At 62.1% G+C, this 16,728-nt stretch carries 13 protein-coding genes and 2 pseudogenes; 12 read left to right on the top strand and 3 right to left on the bottom strand.

The window, feature by feature from the left end; all coding sequences use genetic code 11:
• The first annotated feature begins 81 nt into the window (after positions 1–81).
• The 6 genes from ACSKB9_RS17595 to ACSKB9_RS17570 all read left to right on the top strand — a co-directional run bounded on the left by ACSKB9_RS17595 (position 82) and on the right by ACSKB9_RS17570 (position 10,694).
• Positions 82–1,140, top strand: a complete 1,059-nt coding sequence (locus ACSKB9_RS17595; protein ID WP_438074500.1) for an ArdC family protein — start codon at positions 82–84, stop codon at positions 1,138–1,140.
• Positions 1,137–3,254: a ParB/RepB/Spo0J family partition protein gene (locus ACSKB9_RS17590; RefSeq protein ID WP_438074498.1), complete on the top strand. Its 2,118-nt coding sequence runs from the start codon at positions 1,137–1,139 to the stop codon at positions 3,252–3,254. Before ACSKB9_RS17595 ends, ACSKB9_RS17590 begins: the two co-directional genes overlap by 4 nt.
• Before the next feature lie 226 nt (positions 3,255–3,480).
• A complete protein-coding gene (locus ACSKB9_RS17585; RefSeq protein ID WP_438080278.1) occupies positions 3,481–7,686 on the top strand; it encodes a strawberry notch-like NTP hydrolase domain-containing protein in 4,206 nt (1,401 codons plus the stop codon).
• A 72-nt stretch (positions 7,687–7,758) separates the two neighbouring features.
• A complete protein-coding gene (locus ACSKB9_RS17580) occupies positions 7,759–8,820 on the top strand; it encodes a DUF7146 domain-containing protein (protein WP_438074496.1) in 1,062 nt (353 codons plus the stop codon).
• Between the two features lie 331 nt (positions 8,821–9,151).
• Complete coding sequence (locus ACSKB9_RS17575) at positions 9,152–10,075, top strand: DUF2493 domain-containing protein (RefSeq protein WP_438074494.1); 924 nt, start codon at positions 9,152–9,154, stop codon at positions 10,073–10,075.
• Between the two features lie 136 nt (positions 10,076–10,211).
• Positions 10,212–10,694 carry a hypothetical protein gene (locus ACSKB9_RS17570; protein ID WP_438074492.1) on the top strand — a complete coding sequence of 161 codons (483 nt, stop codon included), beginning with the start codon at positions 10,212–10,214 and terminating at the stop codon, positions 10,692–10,694.
• Here the strand turns inward: ACSKB9_RS17570 and ACSKB9_RS17565 are convergent.
• Positions 10,686–10,850, bottom strand: a pseudogene (locus ACSKB9_RS17565) (DUF736 domain-containing protein); the annotation flags it as partial. The gene ACSKB9_RS17570 and the pseudogene ACSKB9_RS17565 sit on opposite strands and share 9 nt — an antisense overlap.
• 402 nt (positions 10,851–11,252) lie before the next feature.
• On the opposite strand from ACSKB9_RS17565, the gene ACSKB9_RS17560 reads away from it, so the two are divergent.
• Positions 11,253–11,573, top strand: a complete 321-nt coding sequence (locus tag ACSKB9_RS17560) for a DUF736 domain-containing protein (RefSeq protein ID WP_018454792.1) — start codon at positions 11,253–11,255, stop codon at positions 11,571–11,573.
• 174 nt (positions 11,574–11,747) lie between these two features.
• Here ACSKB9_RS17560 and ACSKB9_RS17555 read toward each other — a convergent pair whose 3' ends face one another.
• On the bottom strand, positions 11,748–13,076 hold the full coding sequence (locus ACSKB9_RS17555; RefSeq protein WP_438074490.1) for an MFS transporter: 1,329 nt from the start codon (positions 13,074–13,076) through the stop codon (positions 11,748–11,750).
• Positions 13,077–13,146: 70 nt separating this feature from the next.
• On the opposite strand from ACSKB9_RS17555, the gene ACSKB9_RS17550 reads away from it, so the two are divergent.
• Both ACSKB9_RS17550 and ACSKB9_RS17545 read left to right on the top strand, forming a co-directional pair.
• Complete coding sequence (locus ACSKB9_RS17550; protein WP_438074488.1) at positions 13,147–13,359, top strand: hypothetical protein; 213 nt, start codon at positions 13,147–13,149, stop codon at positions 13,357–13,359.
• Between the two features lie 412 nt (positions 13,360–13,771).
• Positions 13,772–14,386 (top strand): hypothetical protein, encoded by a 615-nt coding sequence (locus ACSKB9_RS17545; RefSeq protein WP_438074486.1) that lies wholly within the window; start codon positions 13,772–13,774, stop codon positions 14,384–14,386.
• 139 nt (positions 14,387–14,525) lie between these two features.
• Here the strand turns inward: ACSKB9_RS17545 and ACSKB9_RS17540 are convergent, their stop codons facing one another.
• Entirely contained in the window at positions 14,526–14,753 is a 228-nt protein-coding gene (locus ACSKB9_RS17540) for a hypothetical protein (RefSeq protein ID WP_438074484.1), read from the bottom strand.
• A 457-nt stretch (positions 14,754–15,210) separates the two neighbouring features.
• Here ACSKB9_RS17540 and ACSKB9_RS17535 point away from each other — a divergent pair, with 457 nt between their 5' ends.
• The 3 genes and pseudogenes from ACSKB9_RS17535 to ACSKB9_RS17525 all read left to right on the top strand — a co-directional run.
• Complete coding sequence (locus ACSKB9_RS17535; RefSeq protein ID WP_438074482.1) at positions 15,211–15,585, top strand: DNA -binding domain-containing protein; 375 nt, start codon at positions 15,211–15,213, stop codon at positions 15,583–15,585.
• A gap of 78 nt (positions 15,586–15,663) precedes the next feature.
• Positions 15,664–15,942, top strand: a complete 279-nt coding sequence (locus ACSKB9_RS17530) for a helix-turn-helix transcriptional regulator (RefSeq protein WP_074124979.1) — start codon at positions 15,664–15,666, stop codon at positions 15,940–15,942.
• Positions 15,943–15,959: 17 nt separating this feature from the next.
• Positions 15,960–16,550: pseudogene (locus tag ACSKB9_RS17525) on the top strand (replication initiator protein A); the annotation flags it as partial.
• Positions 16,551–16,728 lie beyond the last annotated feature (178 nt).

Here is a 16,728-nt window from a genome sequence, read left to right as displayed (position 1 = left end):
AGTAAGAGTGCCGGCCGGGTTTTGCCGTGACGGGTCACAGGCTGCGAGAGAGGCTCGCGGCGCCCGTCGCGGAGACCCGCGATGTCCAGCCACTATCCTCGGGCGCGTGCCGGTGAGGACCGAGCAAGCCTTTATGACGAAATCACCAACAAGATCATCGGCGAACTTGAGGCCGGCCGAGTGCCATGGGTGCAGCCTTGGGGCACCGAGGCGAAGGCGTCTTTGGCCATGCCGAAAAGCGCCGCGACCGGCCGTCAATACAGCGGCATCAATATTCTGATCCTCTGGGGGGCCGCTACCGAGCGAGCATTCACAGGTCAGAGCTGGCTTACCTTCCGCCAGGCTCTGTCGCTCGGTGGTCACGTCCGCAAGGGCGAGCGCGGGACGACCGTAGTCTATGCCGATCGGTTTGTACCGGTCGACGAAAAGCGGCGCGCGAGCGAAACGGGCGACGAAGCGCAGGCCATCCCGTTCCTCAAGCGCTTCACGGTCTTCAATACTGATCAATGCGAAGACCTGCCTTCAGAGATCGCGACGACGGCGCCGCCTCCGCCGCCAGGCTTGATCGAGCCGCGGGTCGAAAAGCTCATCAAGGCGACCGGCATCAACTTCCGCATCGGCGGTAACCGCGCATTCTATGCGCCGGCAGAAGACTATGTGCAGGTGCCTCCGCCGCAGGCCTATTTTGAGCCGATCAACTGGCATCGAACCGCCTTGCATGAGCTGGCGCATGCCAGCGGCCATCCGTCACGGCTCAACCGCGACTTGTCAGGCGGTTACGGTACCAAGAAGTATGCTTTTGAAGAGTTGATCGCGGAGATATCGGCTGCGTTCAGTTGCGCGTCGCTCGGTATCGTGCCGACGGTGCGACATGCCGACTATATCGGCTCCTGGCTCGAGGTGCTGCGCGAGGACAATCGCGCGATCGTGCGAGCTGCCTCACAAGCCAGCAAGGTTGCGGATTATCTGCTTGGCTTTCTGCCGGAGTCCGTTGTTGATGTGACGACCGAGAGAGCGAGGCAGCGTGAAGATCTCGCCAGTCGCTTCAGCCACGAGAGTGAGAGGGGAGATGCGGTTTTCGCGACGGGTTGGAAGCCGAGAGAGAGGCTCCCGGCCGCCCGTCGTGGAGATCAGACATGACGAAGGCTATCCAAAAGATCACGCTGTCGCCGTCACGCGACATTCCGTTCAACAAACTGGTGCTCAGCCAGTCGAACGTGCGGCGCGTGAAAGCGGGCATTTCGATCGAGCAGCTCGCGGAAAGCATCGCCCACCGGACGCTCCTGCAAAGTCTCAACGTGCGGGCGGTTGTAGATGCGGAAGGCAATGAGACCGGTATGTTCGAGGTGCCGGCGGGCGGCCGGCGCTATCGCGCACTGGAACTACTCGTCAAGCAAAAGCGCATGGCGAAGACGCAGGCCGTTCCATGCGTGGTGCGCGAGGGGGGCGTTGCCGAAGACGATTCGCTTGCCGAGAACGACGAGCGCGTAGGCCTTCATCCGCTTGATCAGTTCCGGGCTTTCCAAACCTTGAGCGGCGCCGGCATGTCCGAAGAGGAGATCGCGGCCCGGCACTTCGTGACACCGGCTGTCGTGAAGCAACGCCTCAGGTTGGCGTCCGTATCGCCAAAGCTGCACGAGGTCTATGCCGAAGACGGCATGACGCTCGAGCAGCTCATGGCCTTTTCGGTCACCGCGGATCAGACGCGGCAGGAACAGGTCTGGGAGAACGTCAGCCGATCCGGGTATGATGAGCCATATCAGATCCGCCGATTGCTGACGGAAAATACCGTGGGGGCGTCCGATCGCCGCGTGCAGTACGTTGGGCTCGATGCTTACGAGCACGCAGGTGGCGGCGTTTTGCGTGACCTGTTCGAGCACGATGATGGCGGCTGGCTTCAAGACGTGGTTTTGCTCGACCGCCTCGTGACGGAAAAACTCAAGGTCGAAGCCGAGACGATCGCGGCCGAGGGATGGAAATGGATCTCAGTGGCGGTCGATTTCCCCTATGGCCACACCAACGGCTTGCGCGAACTCGACGGCAAGCCGGCCGACCTTACCGTCGACGAGCAGGCCGCCATCGACGCTCTCAACGCCGAGCAGGCGAAGCTCGAAACCGAATATCAGGAAGCGGATGAACTGCCCGAAGAGGTCGACCAGTGTCTCGGCGCGATCGAGGCGGCGCTGCTGGCGCTCGAAGACCGACCGCAAACTTACGATCCGGCCGAGATTGCCCGGGCCGGTGTCTTCGTCAGCATCGATTCCGAAGGACGGCTTTCCGTCGATCGGGGCTATGTTAGACCTGAGGATGAGGTGCCTGCGGCCGATTTTGACGTCGATCCGGGCACCGATGCGCCGTCGGCTGAAGGGCAGGAGACTGGCGCTTCCGCAACGCGCACGACGATCTCGGTCGCCGGAGCATCGACTGAACCGGAGGAGGATGATGAAGACCCGGCAAGGCCATTGCCGGATCGGCTCATCATCGAGCTGACGGCGCACCGTACGCTGGCATTGCGGGATGCGCTGGCGGAAAATCCTGCGATCGCCTTCCAGGCGGTGCTGCACAACTTCGTGCTGACGGCCTTTTACCAGTTCGCGTCGTCTGGGAGCTGCCTTGAGATCGGGCTGCGCACGCCAACCTTTCCCGCTCAAGCTCCGGGGCTGAGGGAAAGCGTCTCGGCTAAGGCGGTGGAGGTGCGGCACGAGGCCTGGAAGGCGCGGTTGCCGAAGAGCGAGAACGATCTCTGGGATGCGCTGACAGCTCTCGCTGGTGGTGCACAGGCATCGCTGTTCGCTCACTGTGCGTCCTTTGCGGTCAACGCCGTCCATGAGCCGGCCAATCGTTACAATCAGGGTCGCGTCTCAGCCCACGGCGTCCGCACGCGTCTTGACCAGGCCGACGTGCTGGCGCGCGCCGCCGGACTCGACATGGTGCAGGCCGGCTGGAGACCGACCGTCGACAACTATCTCGGCCGAGTCACCAAGCCTCGCATTCTGGAGGCGGTGCGGGAAGCCAAGGGCGATTCGTCGGCGCAACTGATCGATCATCTGAAGAAGGCCGACATGGCCAAGGAGGCCGAGCGCCTCCTGGATGGCTCGGGCTGGTTGCCGGAGCCGCTGCGTCTCGTCGATTCCAGCCCGTCTTCGGCGGAGCCGGAAGGTGAAGCGGGCCCGCTGCCAGAATTCCTCGCCAGCGAGGAGGATCCGGAGAACGCCGGCGAAGATGATCCGCAGCAGCTCGACGCGGCTGAGTAGCATCGTGGAGCGGGTGGCTCCTCCCATCCCGCAGTTTGCTTGGGGGCCGGTGCGCAGCATCGGTCCCCATTTTATTAGAAGCGCTGAGAGGGAGAGTGGGGCCGGGAAGGGTTTGTATCGCCGTGGTCTTGAGGAGAGCGCCGGGCGGTTCAACCCGTTCCTGCTCTCCGAAAGAAATCCCATGACCGAATCTCTCGCCGGCGGCGCTGCCGCTGTGCCGCTCTCGATGCGTGCCGCTGCAACTCTCACCTCCGCTGCGGTCAGGGCCGCGCGACAGCTCCTGACCGATCTCGAACGCGGTCGGCGCATCGATGCCGCTGCCTTGCGTGGCGCCATGGAGGCTGCCTTCGGCGCCTCGGACAGTGCCGGTGCCTGGAATTGGAAAACCGCCTATGACACCTGCGAGGCGGCCACCGTTCTATTCCTTCGCAAGTTCGGTCCGGCCATCCGGACCAAGGCTGGCTCCTCGGCCGCGATGCTGCCGATGCTCGCGAGAGTCGCCAGTCTCCTGCCGACCCATACGCGGCGTTCCGAGGACAGCCAGGCGCTTCAACAATTCTCGACGCCGATCCCGCTGGGGCTGGCCGCATGTACCGCAGCCGCGATTACACCCGCCGATCGGGTTCTGGAGCCCTCCGCGGGGACAGGCTTGCTCGCGATCTTTGCCGAACTCTCGGGCGGCAGCCTGATGTTGAACGAGTTGGCCGAACCCCGTGCGGAGTTGCTCGATCACCTGTTCGACGGCGTTGAGGTCACCCGGTTCGACGCCGCCCAGATCGATGATCACCTCGAAGCCAATTTCGTACCTAGCGTCGTCTTGATAAATCCGCCGTTCTCGGCGCTGGCGAATGTCGATCGACGAATGGCGGACGCGGCGCTCCGGCACATCGCTTCGGCCTTAGCGCGCCTTTGCGACGGTGGGCGTCTGGTCGCCATCACCGGTGCAAGCTTCGGGCCGGACAATCCGGTATGGCGAGATGCCTTCGTTCGCCTTCAGGAATGCGGGCGTGTTGTTTTCTCTGCCGCGGTCGACGGTGCCGTTTACGCGAAACACGGAACTCAGATCGACACAAGGCTGCTTGTGATCGACAAGCAGCCCGCGGCGGACCGGAATGTCCTGCCGGCCTCGCTCGGTATGGCGGGCGATGTCGCTACCTTGCTCGGCTGGGTGACCCAGCATGTGCCTCCGAGGTTGCCTGTTGCCGCCCCCGTCGTGATCGACGTCGCCAGGCGCCGTGCGATGTCAGGATCCTTTGGCGCCTCTGCACCATGCCCGAAATCTACTTCGGGCGGCGTCGCGCCAGAAGGAGGCGAACTTTCATACGAGACGGTCGAGTGGTCGCCGCAGGAAGGCGCCCGGCTCACCGATGCGCTCTATGAGGAATATGGATTGCAGTCGATCCGTATTGCCGGCGCGCACGCGCATCCGACCAAACTCGTGCAGTCGGCTGCAATGGCATCTGTCGCGCCGCCAAGGCCTTCCTATCGGCCGCACCTGCCGGCCAGTCTCGTGGCGAATGGCATCCTGTCGGACGCCCAGCTTGAGAGCGTCATCTATGCTGGCGAAGCGCATTCCGAGTTTCTCGCGGGCTCCTGGACGGTCGATGCGACCTTTGATGTCGTGGCGGCCGCGCGCGAGGACGCAGAGAACGCCATCCGCTTTCGCCGCGGCTGGTTTTTGGGCGATGGCACTGGCGCGGGCAAGGGGCGGCAGGTCGCCGGGATCCTGATCGACAACTGGCTCAAGGGCCGCCGGCGCGCGGTCTGGATCAGCAAATCCGACAAGCTGATCGAGGACGCGCAGCGCGATTGGTCGTCGCTGGGCATGGAGCGGCTGCTTGTGACGCCGCTTTCTCGTTTCCGGCAGGGCACGCCGATCAGGTTGGCGGAAGGCATCCTATTTACCACCTACGCTACGCTGCGCACCGATGAGCGCGGTGAAAAGCTTTCGCGCGTGCGGCAGATCGTCGAATGGTTGGGCTCGGACTTCGACGGAGTGATCGTCTTCGACGAGAGCCACGCGATGCAGAATGCGGTCGGGGGCAAGGGCGAGCGCGGCGAACAGGCGGCCTCTCAGCAGGGGCGCGCGGGCCTGCGGCTCCAGCACGCCCTACCGAATGCACGCGTGGTCTATGTGTCTGCAACCGGCGCCACCACGGTGCACAATCTTGCTTATGCTCAGCGGCTGGGATTGTGGGGCGGTGATGATTTCCCGTTCGCCACCAGGGCGGAATTCGTCGAGGCGATCGAGGAGGGCGGCGTCGCGGCGATGGAAGTGCTGGCACGCGACCTGAAGGCGCTCGGTCTCTACGCGGCCCGCTCGCTCTCCTACGAAGGCGTCGCGTATGAGCTCGTCGAGCACCAGCTCACGCCGGAGCAGGTTCGCATCTACGACGCCTACGCCGATGCGTTCAGCATCATCCACAACAACCTCGACGCCGCGATGCGGGCCGCCAACATCACCGACGAGACCGGAACGCTGAACGGGCAGGCCAAGTCTGCAGCACGATCCGCCTTTGAAAGCGCCAAGCAGCGGTTCTTCGGGCACTTGCTGACCTCGATGAAGACACCATCGCTGGTCCGCTCGATCGAGCGCGACCTTGAGGCTGGCCACGCCGCTGTCATCCAGATCGTCTCGACGGGAGAGGCGCTGATGGAGCGCCGGCTTGCGGAGATCCCGACCGGGGAGTGGGGCGACGTCCGGGTCGATATTACGCCCCGCGAATATGTACTCGACTATCTAGCTCATTCCTTCCCGGTCCAGCTCTATGAGCCCTTCACCGATTCGGAAGGCAATCTCTGCTCCCGGCCTGTCTATCGTGACGGACAACCGGTCGAGAGCCGGGAAGCCGTCGCCCGCCGCGACCGCTTGATCGAGAAGCTCGCGTCGCTCCCTCCGGTACCCGGCGCGCTGGATCAGGTCGTCCAGCGCTTCGGTACCGACATGGTCGCGGAAGTGACCGGCCGCTCGCGCCGCATCGTTCGCAAGGGCGACCGGCTGGTGGTCGAAAATCGCGCCGGCTCGGCCAACCTCGCAGAGACCTCGGCCTTCATGGACGACCTCAAGCGGATCCTCGTGTTCTCCGACGCCGGCGGCACGGGGAGGAGCTACCATGCCGAACTGTCCGCCCGAAATCGTCGACTGCGGGTCCACTATCTGCTCGAGCCCGGCTGGAAGGCCGATGCCGCGATCCAGGGCCTCGGTCGGACCAACCGGACCAATCAGGCGCAGCCGCCGCTGTTTCGTCCCATCGCGACCAACGTGAAGGCTGAAAAGCGCTTCTTGAGTACGATCGCCCGTCGGCTCGATACGTTGGGAGCCATCACGCGCGGTCAGCGCCAGACCGGAGGGCAGGGCCTGTTCCGCCCCGAGGACAACCTCGAAAGCCAGTATGGCCGTGATTCGTTGCGTCAACTCTACACGCTGCTCGCGCGAGGCAAGGTCGACGGATGCTCGCTCGCGAGGTTCGAGGATTCGACCGGCCTGAAGCTGACCGATACCAACGGTCTCAGGGATGACCTGCCGCCGATCACGACCTTCCTGAACAGGCTATTGGCGCTCACCATCGAGCTACAGAATGTCCTCTTCACGGCCTTCGAGCAGCTCTTGACCGCTCGGATCGAGGGCGCCGTCGCGTCGGGTATCTATGACGTCGGACTGGAAACGCTCCGTGCCGAGAGCTTTGTCGTCACCGACCGGCGGACGATTTATTCGCATCCCGGTACTGGCGCCGAGACCCGGCTTCTCACGATTGCCCAGCGCCTGCGCAACCATCCTGTGGGTCTGGACGACGCCCTCGCTCGTCTTTCCGATCGTCATGCCGTCCTGCTGATCAATGAGCGATCGGGACGAGCCGCCGTGCAGGTGGCAGCCCCGAGCTTCATGCTCGACGATGGCGAGATCGAGCGGCGCGTTCGCATGATCCGGCCGATGGAGCAGCACAGCGTCTCGCTGAACATGATGTCGGAAACCCATTGGATCGAAGCTGATCGTGAACGCTTTGCCGCCGCCTGGCTGGCGGAGCTCGCGGAGGTGCCCGAGTTCACGGAAAGCACGATCCATGTCGTGGCGGGCTTGCTGCTGCCAATCTGGAAGCGGCTGCCGAACGAGTTCGACTCGGGTCTATCGGCTTCAGACCGACACAAGCGAGCGGATCATCGGCCGAAAGGTCTCGGCGACCTGGGTCGCGAACGTCCTTGCGGCGGACGCGCCGGCGCTGACGCCGGACGCTGCCTTTGTCGCGCTGATGGAAGGACGGACCGTCCTCGATCTTACCGAGGAGCTCCAGCTTCGTCGTGTCCGCGCGATGGGCGCATACCGCATCGAACTATCGGGATTCAACGACACGATGCGCGATCGCCTGCGAGCTTACGGCCTTTTTGGGGAGATCATCTCCTGGAAATTGCGCATGTTCGTACCCACGGACGCTAGCGGAATCGAGATACTCTCAAAGGTGCTCGACCAATATCCGGTGATGCGCATCAGCGGGCGGGAGGCCGCCTGATGCCCCGCGATGCGTCCGAGCTGGCACGCCGCCTCGCGCGCGAGGCCGAGGCGGTGTGCCGACACTATCTCTCCAATGGCAAGCGGGAGGGCCGATACTGGCTGGTCGGCGACGTCCACAATACCCCGGGCCGCTCGATGTTCGTGCGGCTCCAGGAATCGCGGAAGGGTCCCGCCGGCAAGTGGACCGATGCTGCAACTGGCGAGCATGGCGATCTCCTGGACGTCATTCGCGAAAGCCTTGGTTTGCACGACTTTCGCAAGGTGTCCAAGGAGGCGAGGCGTTTTCTGGGACTGCCTCGTACTGACCCGGAATTCGTCCCGAAACCCGATCGTCTGGCGGCGCCAGCCGGATCGCAGGAAGCCGCCCGGCGGCTCTTTGCGATATCCGGCCCGATCGAGGGGACCGTGGTCGAGACCTATCTGCGGCGTCGCGGAATCGCGCATATCCGCCATTGTGACAGCCTGCGCTTTCACCCACGCTGCTACTATCGACCGGACGAGAACTTGCCGACTGAGACCTGGCCCGCAATGATAGCTTGCGTCACGAATCTCGATGGCAGGATCACTGGCGTACACCGCACCTGGCTCGATCCAGAAGGCTTTGATCGGATTCGTCTCGGCAAGGCTCCGATCGAAACGCCACGACGCGCGATGGGTGATCTCCTCGGCAACGCGGTTCACTTCGGCGTGGCGGACGACGTGCTCGCGGCTGGCGAAGGTATCGAGACCATGCTGTCGCTACGCTGCGCGCTACCGACCATGCCGATGGCTGCGGCGCTTTCGGCCAATCACCTCTCAGCCATGTTGCTCCCGTCTGGCCTCCGCCGGCTCTACATCGCCCGCGATGCCGATGCCGCCGGGGATGCGGTGCACGCGGTTCTGACCCAACGCGCAGCAGACGCCGGCATTGAAGCGATCGCGCTGTCGCCCAGGCTGGGCGACTTCAACGAAGATCTGCACGTATTCGGTCTCGAGGTCCTCCGGGCAGCCTTAGGCATTCAGCTCGTACCGGAGGATGTCGCCCGTTTCTTGCATACGTCAACGGTCGCCGCGGAATAAGCCGTCGCCGTTCGATCGATCGTGAAAGCTCGGTCATTCACGAGGCCAATGCCGGAAAAGGACGCGACCACGGCCTTCTAGAGGGCGATCGGACGGCAAGCGGCCCGGGCCGGCAATGGCTGCGGCCGGCTATTTTCCGCCGCGCGCCAGCGATGCGAATACACATCACATCTGGACGGCGCGCTTTGCATCGCGAGGCAAAATAGCCGGCCTCCGCCATCCTCCGCTGTCACTTCGGCCCTTTCGGGTTCTGGCCCGTTCCGCCCGCCGTCTGAGTGATCGCCACGAAGGCCGCGATGGACGCGGCCGATCCGGCAAAGGACCTTCTCCCATGACCGATCATGACGACATCGAACTGCCGCACGCTTCATCTCCAACCGATCACGTCCTCACCGAATTGCAGCTCTTCGGCTACCGTCCGTTCGACGATCAGCCAGATCCAAGACCGCTTCCCGAGGGCAAGATGATCACCGGTGCGGTTGCCGATGTCTTCGACGCCCTGGTTGCGACCTTGAGCGACACGCGGCTTGAGCCGGATCTCAACGAGCTCCTTTGGTCGACCGTCAACCTGTTTCACCGTGCCGTCGATCGCATCGAACGCCAGCTCGACGACAACGAACAGATGCAGAAGAAGAGCCAGCGCGAGCAGAATGGCTCCGAGGTGCGATCGGTCGAACTCGAGCGTCTGACGGCCGAAGGCATCACGTTCATGGAGCGCCGCAATTGCCTGGAACTCTTCCGCGACCAGGCGGTCGAACGTTTTGAGGCCCACACCGGTTCGTCCTGGCGTCCTCGGTCAGGATCTCTGGTCAACCATCGCACGCTCACGGCAGCGATGATCGACTCCCGCGACTTCATCGCGGCCAAGCGTCGTTCAGAGACCGAGGTCATGTTGCCGCCAGGGCCGAAGATCGCACTGACCGGTGGGCTCGACTTCAATGATCACCACCTCATCTGGGATCGTCTCGACAAGGTTCATGCCAAGCATCCCGACATGGTCCTGTTCCATGGCGGCTCGCCCAAGGGCGCCGAACTGATCGCGTCCAAATGGGCGACCGCTCGGAAGGTGCCACAGATTGCCTTCAAGCCGGACTGGACCAAGCACGCCAAGGCGGCGCCATTCAAGCGCAACGACGTCATGCTCGAATTCCTGCCGATCGGTGTGATGCACTTCCCGGGCACGGGAATCCAGGACAACCTCGCCGACAAGGCGAAGCGCCTCGGTATTCCCGTTTGGAAGTTCGGCGGCGCGTGAGCGCCGTCTTGCTCGCGCAACCGAGGCGGAGTTGCAGGCGCCGCAACTCCGCCTCGTTTCGCCAATATATCAACGGTTGCGCCGTGGTGGTGGTGGAAGGCGCGACCATTACACCTTTGTACATGGAGCCACCACCATGCTTGCCCTTGGGCTTCTCCTCAACACCGTTGGCATCGGCTTGTTCTGCTGGCTGGTCTTTGCGCTGGCCGTATATGCCTTGCCGTTTTTCGTCGCACTGAATATCGGAATGATGGCGTTTCATGGCGGCGCCGGCGTCGTCGGCGCGCTGCTCATCGGAATTGCCGGTGGCGCACTGACACTTGCCTTTGGTCAAACCGCCCTCGCTGTTGCTCGATCAGTGGCCTTGCGCGTTGCGATCGCAGCCGCATTTGCTGTTCCAGCTGCCGTCGCCGGCTACAATGTGGTGCTTGCGCTTTCGCAGTTCGGCGAGCCTTCGTCCGCTTGGCGAGAGGTCTTGGCTTGCGTGGGCGCGATTTGCGTCGGCGGCACGGCGTGGACGCGCCTGACCGTGTTTGCGGAGACCCGCTCGTTCGAGCCGGCCAGGCTGATGAAGCAACCGTCTCACCCCATTCTCACGACCGCCACGCGCGAGGGATGATCCTTCGTCGCCTTCGTCGTCAAACAGGTTCGCGTAGATCGGCATGTTGAACGAGGGGTCGTCGAGCTTGAGCGAGAGGTAATCGCGGCCCATTTCGGTCTGCTTTGGCCAAGCCGCGCCCATTCCCGTCCGGCCCACATAGCCGCGGTGGCGCGGTGAGCTTCGCTCTCGTTCGTTCCTTTGCCGACGATACCGCCCTTTGCGGTAGATTGTTTCCCTTTCTACGCCTGATCGTTTCGACCTCTTGTGCAGCTCGACCGAGATTCGCCAAGTCTTCTCCCGAGATTGCGGTTCAGCTCGCGGACGCACGTGGCCTCTTTGATGGCTCGATCTGGCCGAAGACCGGCTTCGCCTCGATCGTCTGAGCCGCAACGCCGTTGATGGGACTTTCTTCCCCTGGGCTTGCGCCCATTCCTCGCGAGGCAAGAAAGTCGCAACAACGGCGTCCTCCGCTGCGCTCCGGCCCTTGGAGCGGGTGCGTCGCCGATCGTCCTCGGCCTTTAGATCGCCATCGAGGCCGCGGTGGTCGCGGGCTCGAAACACAACAGGAGAAGTGACATGGCTAACATCGGTTCGTTCAAGAAGGTGGGCAACGATTTCCAGGGCGAGATCGTCACCCTGAGCCTGCAAGCCAAGGGCGTACGCATCGTCGCCGAGACCAACCGCTCCAACGACAACGCTCCCAGCCACCGCATCTACGTGGGCCGGGCCGAGATCGGCGCAGCCTGGTCGAAGCGCTCCGAAGAGGGCCGCGATTACCTCTCGCTCAAGCTCGACGACCCCTCGTTCAACGCACCGATCTACGCGAACCTGTTCGACGACGAAGGCGGCGAGGGCTACACGCTCCTCTGGTCGCGCCCGCGCAAGAACGGCGAATAAGATCGCTGCACTACACCCCGCCCGGTCCGCCGGGCGGGACCAGGTTCGGCAGGTATCCTCCGCATCGTCGATTGGCCCTCGTCTGGCAGGCTCCGCAAAAGCGGAATCCGATGCACGCATCGTGAGGTTGGCAACCTGGCTGGGCCGTACCCCTTATCGCATTGTCCAAAGCTGCTACGGGCCCCGCGTCTTCGCGGCGGCCCGAGCTTTGGGCGGTGCCGTCTCGGGCATCATCAGCATAGCGCAGAGCCCGGCCGCGGTAGCGAAAAGCATGTACCAAGCGGGCGCCAATGCGTTCCCAGTAACGTGGGTCAGCCAAGCGACGACGAGTTGAGCTGTGCCCCCGAAGATCGCTATCGCAATAGCGTAGATCGTCGCGAAGCCGCCGCCGCGCATGCTCTTGGGCAACCCTTCGGCCATACCGACATAGAAGGCGCTATACGGAATCGTTCCGACGAGGGTGAGCGCACCGAGACCTGCGAGAAGCGCCATGGGACTGCGACTCTCTACGATCCACAAGAACACCGGATAGGTCATCAGCAGCGCGGCGATCTGCGGCCATATCATGATGGGCCGCCGTCCTGCCCGATCTGCGAGCCAGCCGCCCAGGAGTGCCGCAGCAATGCCTACCGCATTACTGACGACAGTGGTCGCAAAGGCGAGAGGCGCAGCAACTTGCAGGGTGTTCAGCGCATAAGTCGTCATATATTCCGTGATATAGGTGAAAATCGTGCAGCTGGCCAAAATGACCAATCCCAAGCTCATCATGCGGCGGCTGGCACGCAATTTCCTTGCGGGCTCGACGGCGAGAGCCGGCGCATCAGGTCGGTGCAGCGTTTCGGGCAGGGCCCTGCGCAACCAAAGTCCGAACGGCAGCGTACAGGCACCGAGCAGAAACGCGATCCGCCATCCGTACGCATCCAGCGACTCGCTTGTCATGGTGAGGGAGAGTACTTCTCCGACCAGCGCGCCGGCCGTTGCAGCTATTTGTTGGCTGGCAGGCTGAAACGAGACGGCAAGGCCCCGGCGTCCGGCCGGGGCCGCTTCCATCAGGTAAGCGGTCGTCGGACCGACTTCGCCTCCCAGGGCGAAGCCCTGCACCAAACGCGCGAAAATAACCAATATCGGAGCAGCGATCCCTATCGTGTCATACGAGGGCGTCACAGCCAACACGAGTATCGCGGCGCTCATCATGACAAAGCTGGCGGTCATTGCGGGCCGGCGTCCGACTCGATCCGAGTACGAGCCGATCACAATGGCCCCGATGGGTCTGGTCACGAAACCCGCTCCGAAGGTCGCGAGCGACAGCATAAGGCTGGCGAACTGATCCTTCGCCGGGAAGAACGTGTGACCGATCTGGATGGCGAAAAAGCTATACGTCCCGAAATCGTAAAATTCGAGCATATTACCGATCGTCGCGCCCAATACTGCATGGCTGGTCAAGCCTTCATCTGCCGCAATGAGCGTCGGCTTCGAGTTTCGCCGAGTGAATTGTTTAGCCATGCGCTTGGATCCGTCTCGAATTCGATCCTAAAACATTTCAACAGACTATGTGGAGCACCTTGCGCTCTGCATGAACCAGGAACGGGTTCGCGCGACTCGCAATCTCGAAAAGCTGAATCACTACGGCGCAGCCGTGAGCCTGTACGTGGCCCATTACAATCTTTGCCGCGTCCATGAAAGCCTGCGGACAACGCCAGCGATCGCGCTCGGCGTCGCGGGATCCGGTCTGGGCGACGGTAATCTGTGTGGGCGCAGCGCGACCAGATGGCTGCGCTTGGGATAGCCTTGTAGCTCAGAGAATTCCGGCAACACTGTACCGATCCAGCTCGTAAATCGTAGTTCGAATATGCATTAGTGTTGAAATGGCTTGAACCGCACGTGGCGTAAGGTTGTAGAGTTGAAAAAAGCGGCCGCAGGAGAATGGCGCGTTGGCGCAAATGACCAACAGGCAAGTCAGGAGAGGTCCTGCTGATAGCGATTGAGTTGGGACAATCACCTTGACGATGAGAATCGTCTCGGTGCAAGGGCCCGCCGTATTCTCTTGATGTGAGATGTGATGATGTGAAATGGCGGGATGAATGGTGACGGAGTTGGAATAGCGTTTGCTCTGTCGAAGCCGCACTGGAGCCAGGTAACAAGAGGCTGGCAAACACCAGAAACCTCCAACCACTGCTCTCGCGCTGTGGAGGCAACTAATGTCTAGCTTGGTGCCGGATGGCGATGACGACCCTGCGGAGCCGCGCAACGCGCCGGCGGCGCACCTCAGAACGGATCGTACGTTGCTTAATGCCGCCCTAAACGAGATTGAGCGCACGAGCCACATCAGCGACTTCTCGACCACAGTGGTCAAGCACGGCAAGAAGTTGCAGATAGTAGCGGATCGCGCAATGTTCCTGCAGAGGGCTGCCGCGGATTTCCAGCTTAGATTTGTGGCAAGCTTCGAGGATAACATCCGGGCGGGCAAATCGTGGGGGTACGCCACGACATGCAACGTGGTGAGCCGGGAGGCTGCGGGTCAACCTGGCATCGAAGTCTGTAAAGCAATAGCGGACCGGGTATCGAGGCTTGATGATGATCTGATCGGAAAGGTCCAATGCAACACCCTTTCGCTGTTGGCGTCATCGTTCGGACGCTACTCCGCGATGGCCGACTGTCGCAATGGAACGATCAGAATCGCCGCGTTTTGTCTGGGCAAGAGCGGAGTAGTTCAGCGGTTGAACAGTCAACATGTGTCATTGCTGGTAAACGCTTTCGGCAAGTGGCCAGAAGAGCCGAACGTTCGCCAGTGCCGCGGCCGCAATCGCGGATGAAGTCGTTCGCCGCGGGGATCGCCGCGCGCGGCTCTCTGAGTTTCTCCGCAAGGACTATCGACGCTGGTGAATTGTTTTAGCAAATGGCTCGAAGAGGAGAGCGCTTGCAAGGCATAACCGCGATTGCCGGTGAAGTTCGTCAGCGCGCCGGCGCGCCGACATCGGGCTCTCTGAATTTGTTCCGCAAGGACTGGCGATCCTCGTGAACGAGTTCAGCATCCTGGAAATGAGAGACTGTCGTCAAGCCGCAGTCGCGATTGCCGGTGGGGTCTTGAGCCGCGGCGGCCAACTCTCTCGTTTTGTGCCGATAGAACTCGCGAATTTGCTGAATGGTTTCAGCAAATGGCCAGAAGAGGCGCTTTGCCATAAAGTGACGATCGCAATCCTCCTTCGCACATCAGTTCGGCATCAGCGATGTGGAGCTCGTTGCTTCTGCAAAAGCGTTTTCCAGCTATTCCGGTGAGCATTACCCGCTTGTAGCGTGATAGCCGATAAAACCAGTTCGGATCGGACGCAGCTATTTCGGATACCCACCGCATGGACGCTTCGCTCGAGTGCACTGCTATGGGCGCGGTCAATCTCGCTCGGTGAGCCGATTCTTTCTGCGATAATTGCGGGTCTGCCGCGGCGCAGAGTTTCTGGCGGCGGTCGTTCCGGTCGCGGCAGTCGCCTCAGCTGCTTCTCGCAAGGCAGCGTGTCAGCCACTGTCAGGTGTGTTGCTCGCCCGGGCTGGCATGCCGCTCCGCATCGGTTCGGTGGAGCACGATCTGGTCCAAGAGTCGCCGAGATAGCACGCGCATCATACGCAGCCGAATTGCTGTTTGATGGCGGTTTCGACGCTCGCCCATATGCATCACGTTGGCTGCGGCGCGATGATCGGACGCGCCGCCTGGTCCCGCCTTTCACATTTATCCAAACAGCGGCGCGTATGCCTGAGCGCCGCTATGCGGGTGCTCGACGCGCATATCGCCAGTAGCAGCTATTGCATCATCGCCGAAGCGCTGTTCGCCCAGAGGCGCATCCCCGATCGCGCCTGGAAGATGCACGATCTGCGCAATCGAACGATCCGACTGGTGCAGAGCGACCTCGCGCTGATGCGGACGCTAGCGCAAGCCGCCGCAGCCCAAGCGCAAGGGCTAACTCAGCTCCTCCGTAGGGGGTATCGGAAAATCGTCCCGGCATCTTCGGCATCCCCATAAGCAGTTCTACTACGCGATCGTGACCGTCGACGCGCGGCGACGCACGCCTGTACTCAAGACGATCACGGAGCTTTTCAAATGTCCGACCGGAGCGCGGATCAGCCGCAGCGATACCTGCGCACACCCGAAGCAGCGCGCTTTCTGAGCTTGTCCGGCCGCACGCTGGAGAAACACCGAACGTACGGAACCGGTCCGGAATATCACAAGATCGGCGGGCGCGTAGTCTATTCAGTAGCTGACCTGACAGCATGGGCCAAACTAGGCAAGAAGAAATCGACCTCGGACCCGGGAGCCGGCACCGTACTGCCCGCAAAGCGGCATGCGCCTATTCCCTATGCGGGAAAAGAGCGGCGTTAAGCCATGTCCGCAAACAAATTCTAGCGCACCACCGCCTCTCCGAACGCGAGCAGCTTGATCTGTTTCGTGCAGTTCCTGGTGATTTCGCGCCGCGCAATGCTCAGAATCTCATTGCCTATCCGCTCGCGAAAACGAAGCGGATTGTGCCGATCGATTTCCGTGCCGTTGCAATCTCAATTCATGCCGAAGCCGTGCCGAAACACGGCATGGCGACCATTTGGGATGCGGACGTTCTGATCTGGGCGCCGTGCCAGATCGTCGAATCCGGTGGCGCCGTATCGAATACGTCGCGCCTGATGGCTGCGAGGGTTGACGAGAGTCTAATCTATGTCGGGCGTGGTACCAGGACGCGGGACTATGATCAGCTGAAGGCGGGTCTCGACAGGCTGCAGTCAATGACAGTGCAGACCTCGATCATCCTCTCGCCGCTCAAGCATTTTGCATGCGACGTACGACAAGTCGTCCAGTGCCTGACATTGCCCAGCTATCAGCTCGAGCTAATGCGCGATCCGAACGATACCGAGCGCCAGAACTTCGCACCAACGTCTCTTGTTCCCTTAGCGGCACGCCTGCGTGGGCGCGGTCTCATTCCACATTCGGAGGGAAATTCTGTGAATTCAGCTCGTGCTATCGGGGACCGCAACGCTCGTGCTGTCGGGAACTCGAGTTTCGCGCTATCGGGGACCGAAATCGGACCTAAGCGATTGTTCCTTGGCGTTTGCCGGCCACCACAATTTTATTGATCAGAAGTCCTTCGGGCACCAGATCACAAGCCGCATTGGAGGT

The organism is Bradyrhizobium sp. BR 1433 (assembly GCF_051547665.1).
In the GTDB taxonomy this organism is placed as follows: domain Bacteria; phylum Pseudomonadota; class Alphaproteobacteria; order Rhizobiales; family Xanthobacteraceae; genus Bradyrhizobium; species Bradyrhizobium australafricanum.
The sequence above is the reverse complement of the archived record's forward strand: the minus strand, read 5'-3'. Positions and strand labels throughout refer to the sequence as shown.

Bases quoted from the DNA above. Each gene is read 5' to 3' on its own strand.
- ACSKB9_RS17530 (WP_074124979.1), top strand. From the start codon at position 15,664: ATGTCCGACCGGAGCGCGGATCAGCCGCAGCGATACCTGCGCACACCC.
- ACSKB9_RS17595 (WP_438074500.1), top strand. From the start codon at position 82: ATGTCCAGCCACTATCCTCGGGCGCGTGCCGGTGAGGACCGAGCAAGC.
- ACSKB9_RS17570 (WP_438074492.1), top strand. From the start codon at position 10,212: ATGCTTGCCCTTGGGCTTCTCCTCAACACCGTTGGCATCGGCTTGTTC.
- ACSKB9_RS17580 (WP_438074496.1), top strand. From the start codon at position 7,759: ATGCCCCGCGATGCGTCCGAGCTGGCACGCCGCCTCGCGCGCGAGGCC.
- ACSKB9_RS17535 (WP_438074482.1), top strand. From the start codon at position 15,211: ATGGCGGTTTCGACGCTCGCCCATATGCATCACGTTGGCTGCGGCGCG.
- ACSKB9_RS17540 (WP_438074484.1), bottom strand. From the start codon at position 14,753: ATGGCAAAGCGCCTCTTCTGGCCATTTGCTGAAACCATTCAGCAAATT.
- ACSKB9_RS17550 (WP_438074488.1), top strand. From the start codon at position 13,147: ATGAACCAGGAACGGGTTCGCGCGACTCGCAATCTCGAAAAGCTGAAT.
- ACSKB9_RS17590 (WP_438074498.1), top strand. From the start codon at position 1,137: ATGACGAAGGCTATCCAAAAGATCACGCTGTCGCCGTCACGCGACATT.
- ACSKB9_RS17575 (WP_438074494.1), top strand. From the start codon at position 9,152: ATGACCGATCATGACGACATCGAACTGCCGCACGCTTCATCTCCAACC.
- ACSKB9_RS17555 (WP_438074490.1), bottom strand. From the start codon at position 13,076: ATGGCTAAACAATTCACTCGGCGAAACTCGAAGCCGACGCTCATTGCG.
- ACSKB9_RS17560 (WP_018454792.1), top strand. From the start codon at position 11,253: ATGGCTAACATCGGTTCGTTCAAGAAGGTGGGCAACGATTTCCAGGGC.
- ACSKB9_RS17585 (WP_438080278.1), top strand. From the start codon at position 3,481: ATGCGTGCCGCTGCAACTCTCACCTCCGCTGCGGTCAGGGCCGCGCGA.
- ACSKB9_RS17545 (WP_438074486.1), top strand. From the start codon at position 13,772: ATGTCTAGCTTGGTGCCGGATGGCGATGACGACCCTGCGGAGCCGCGC.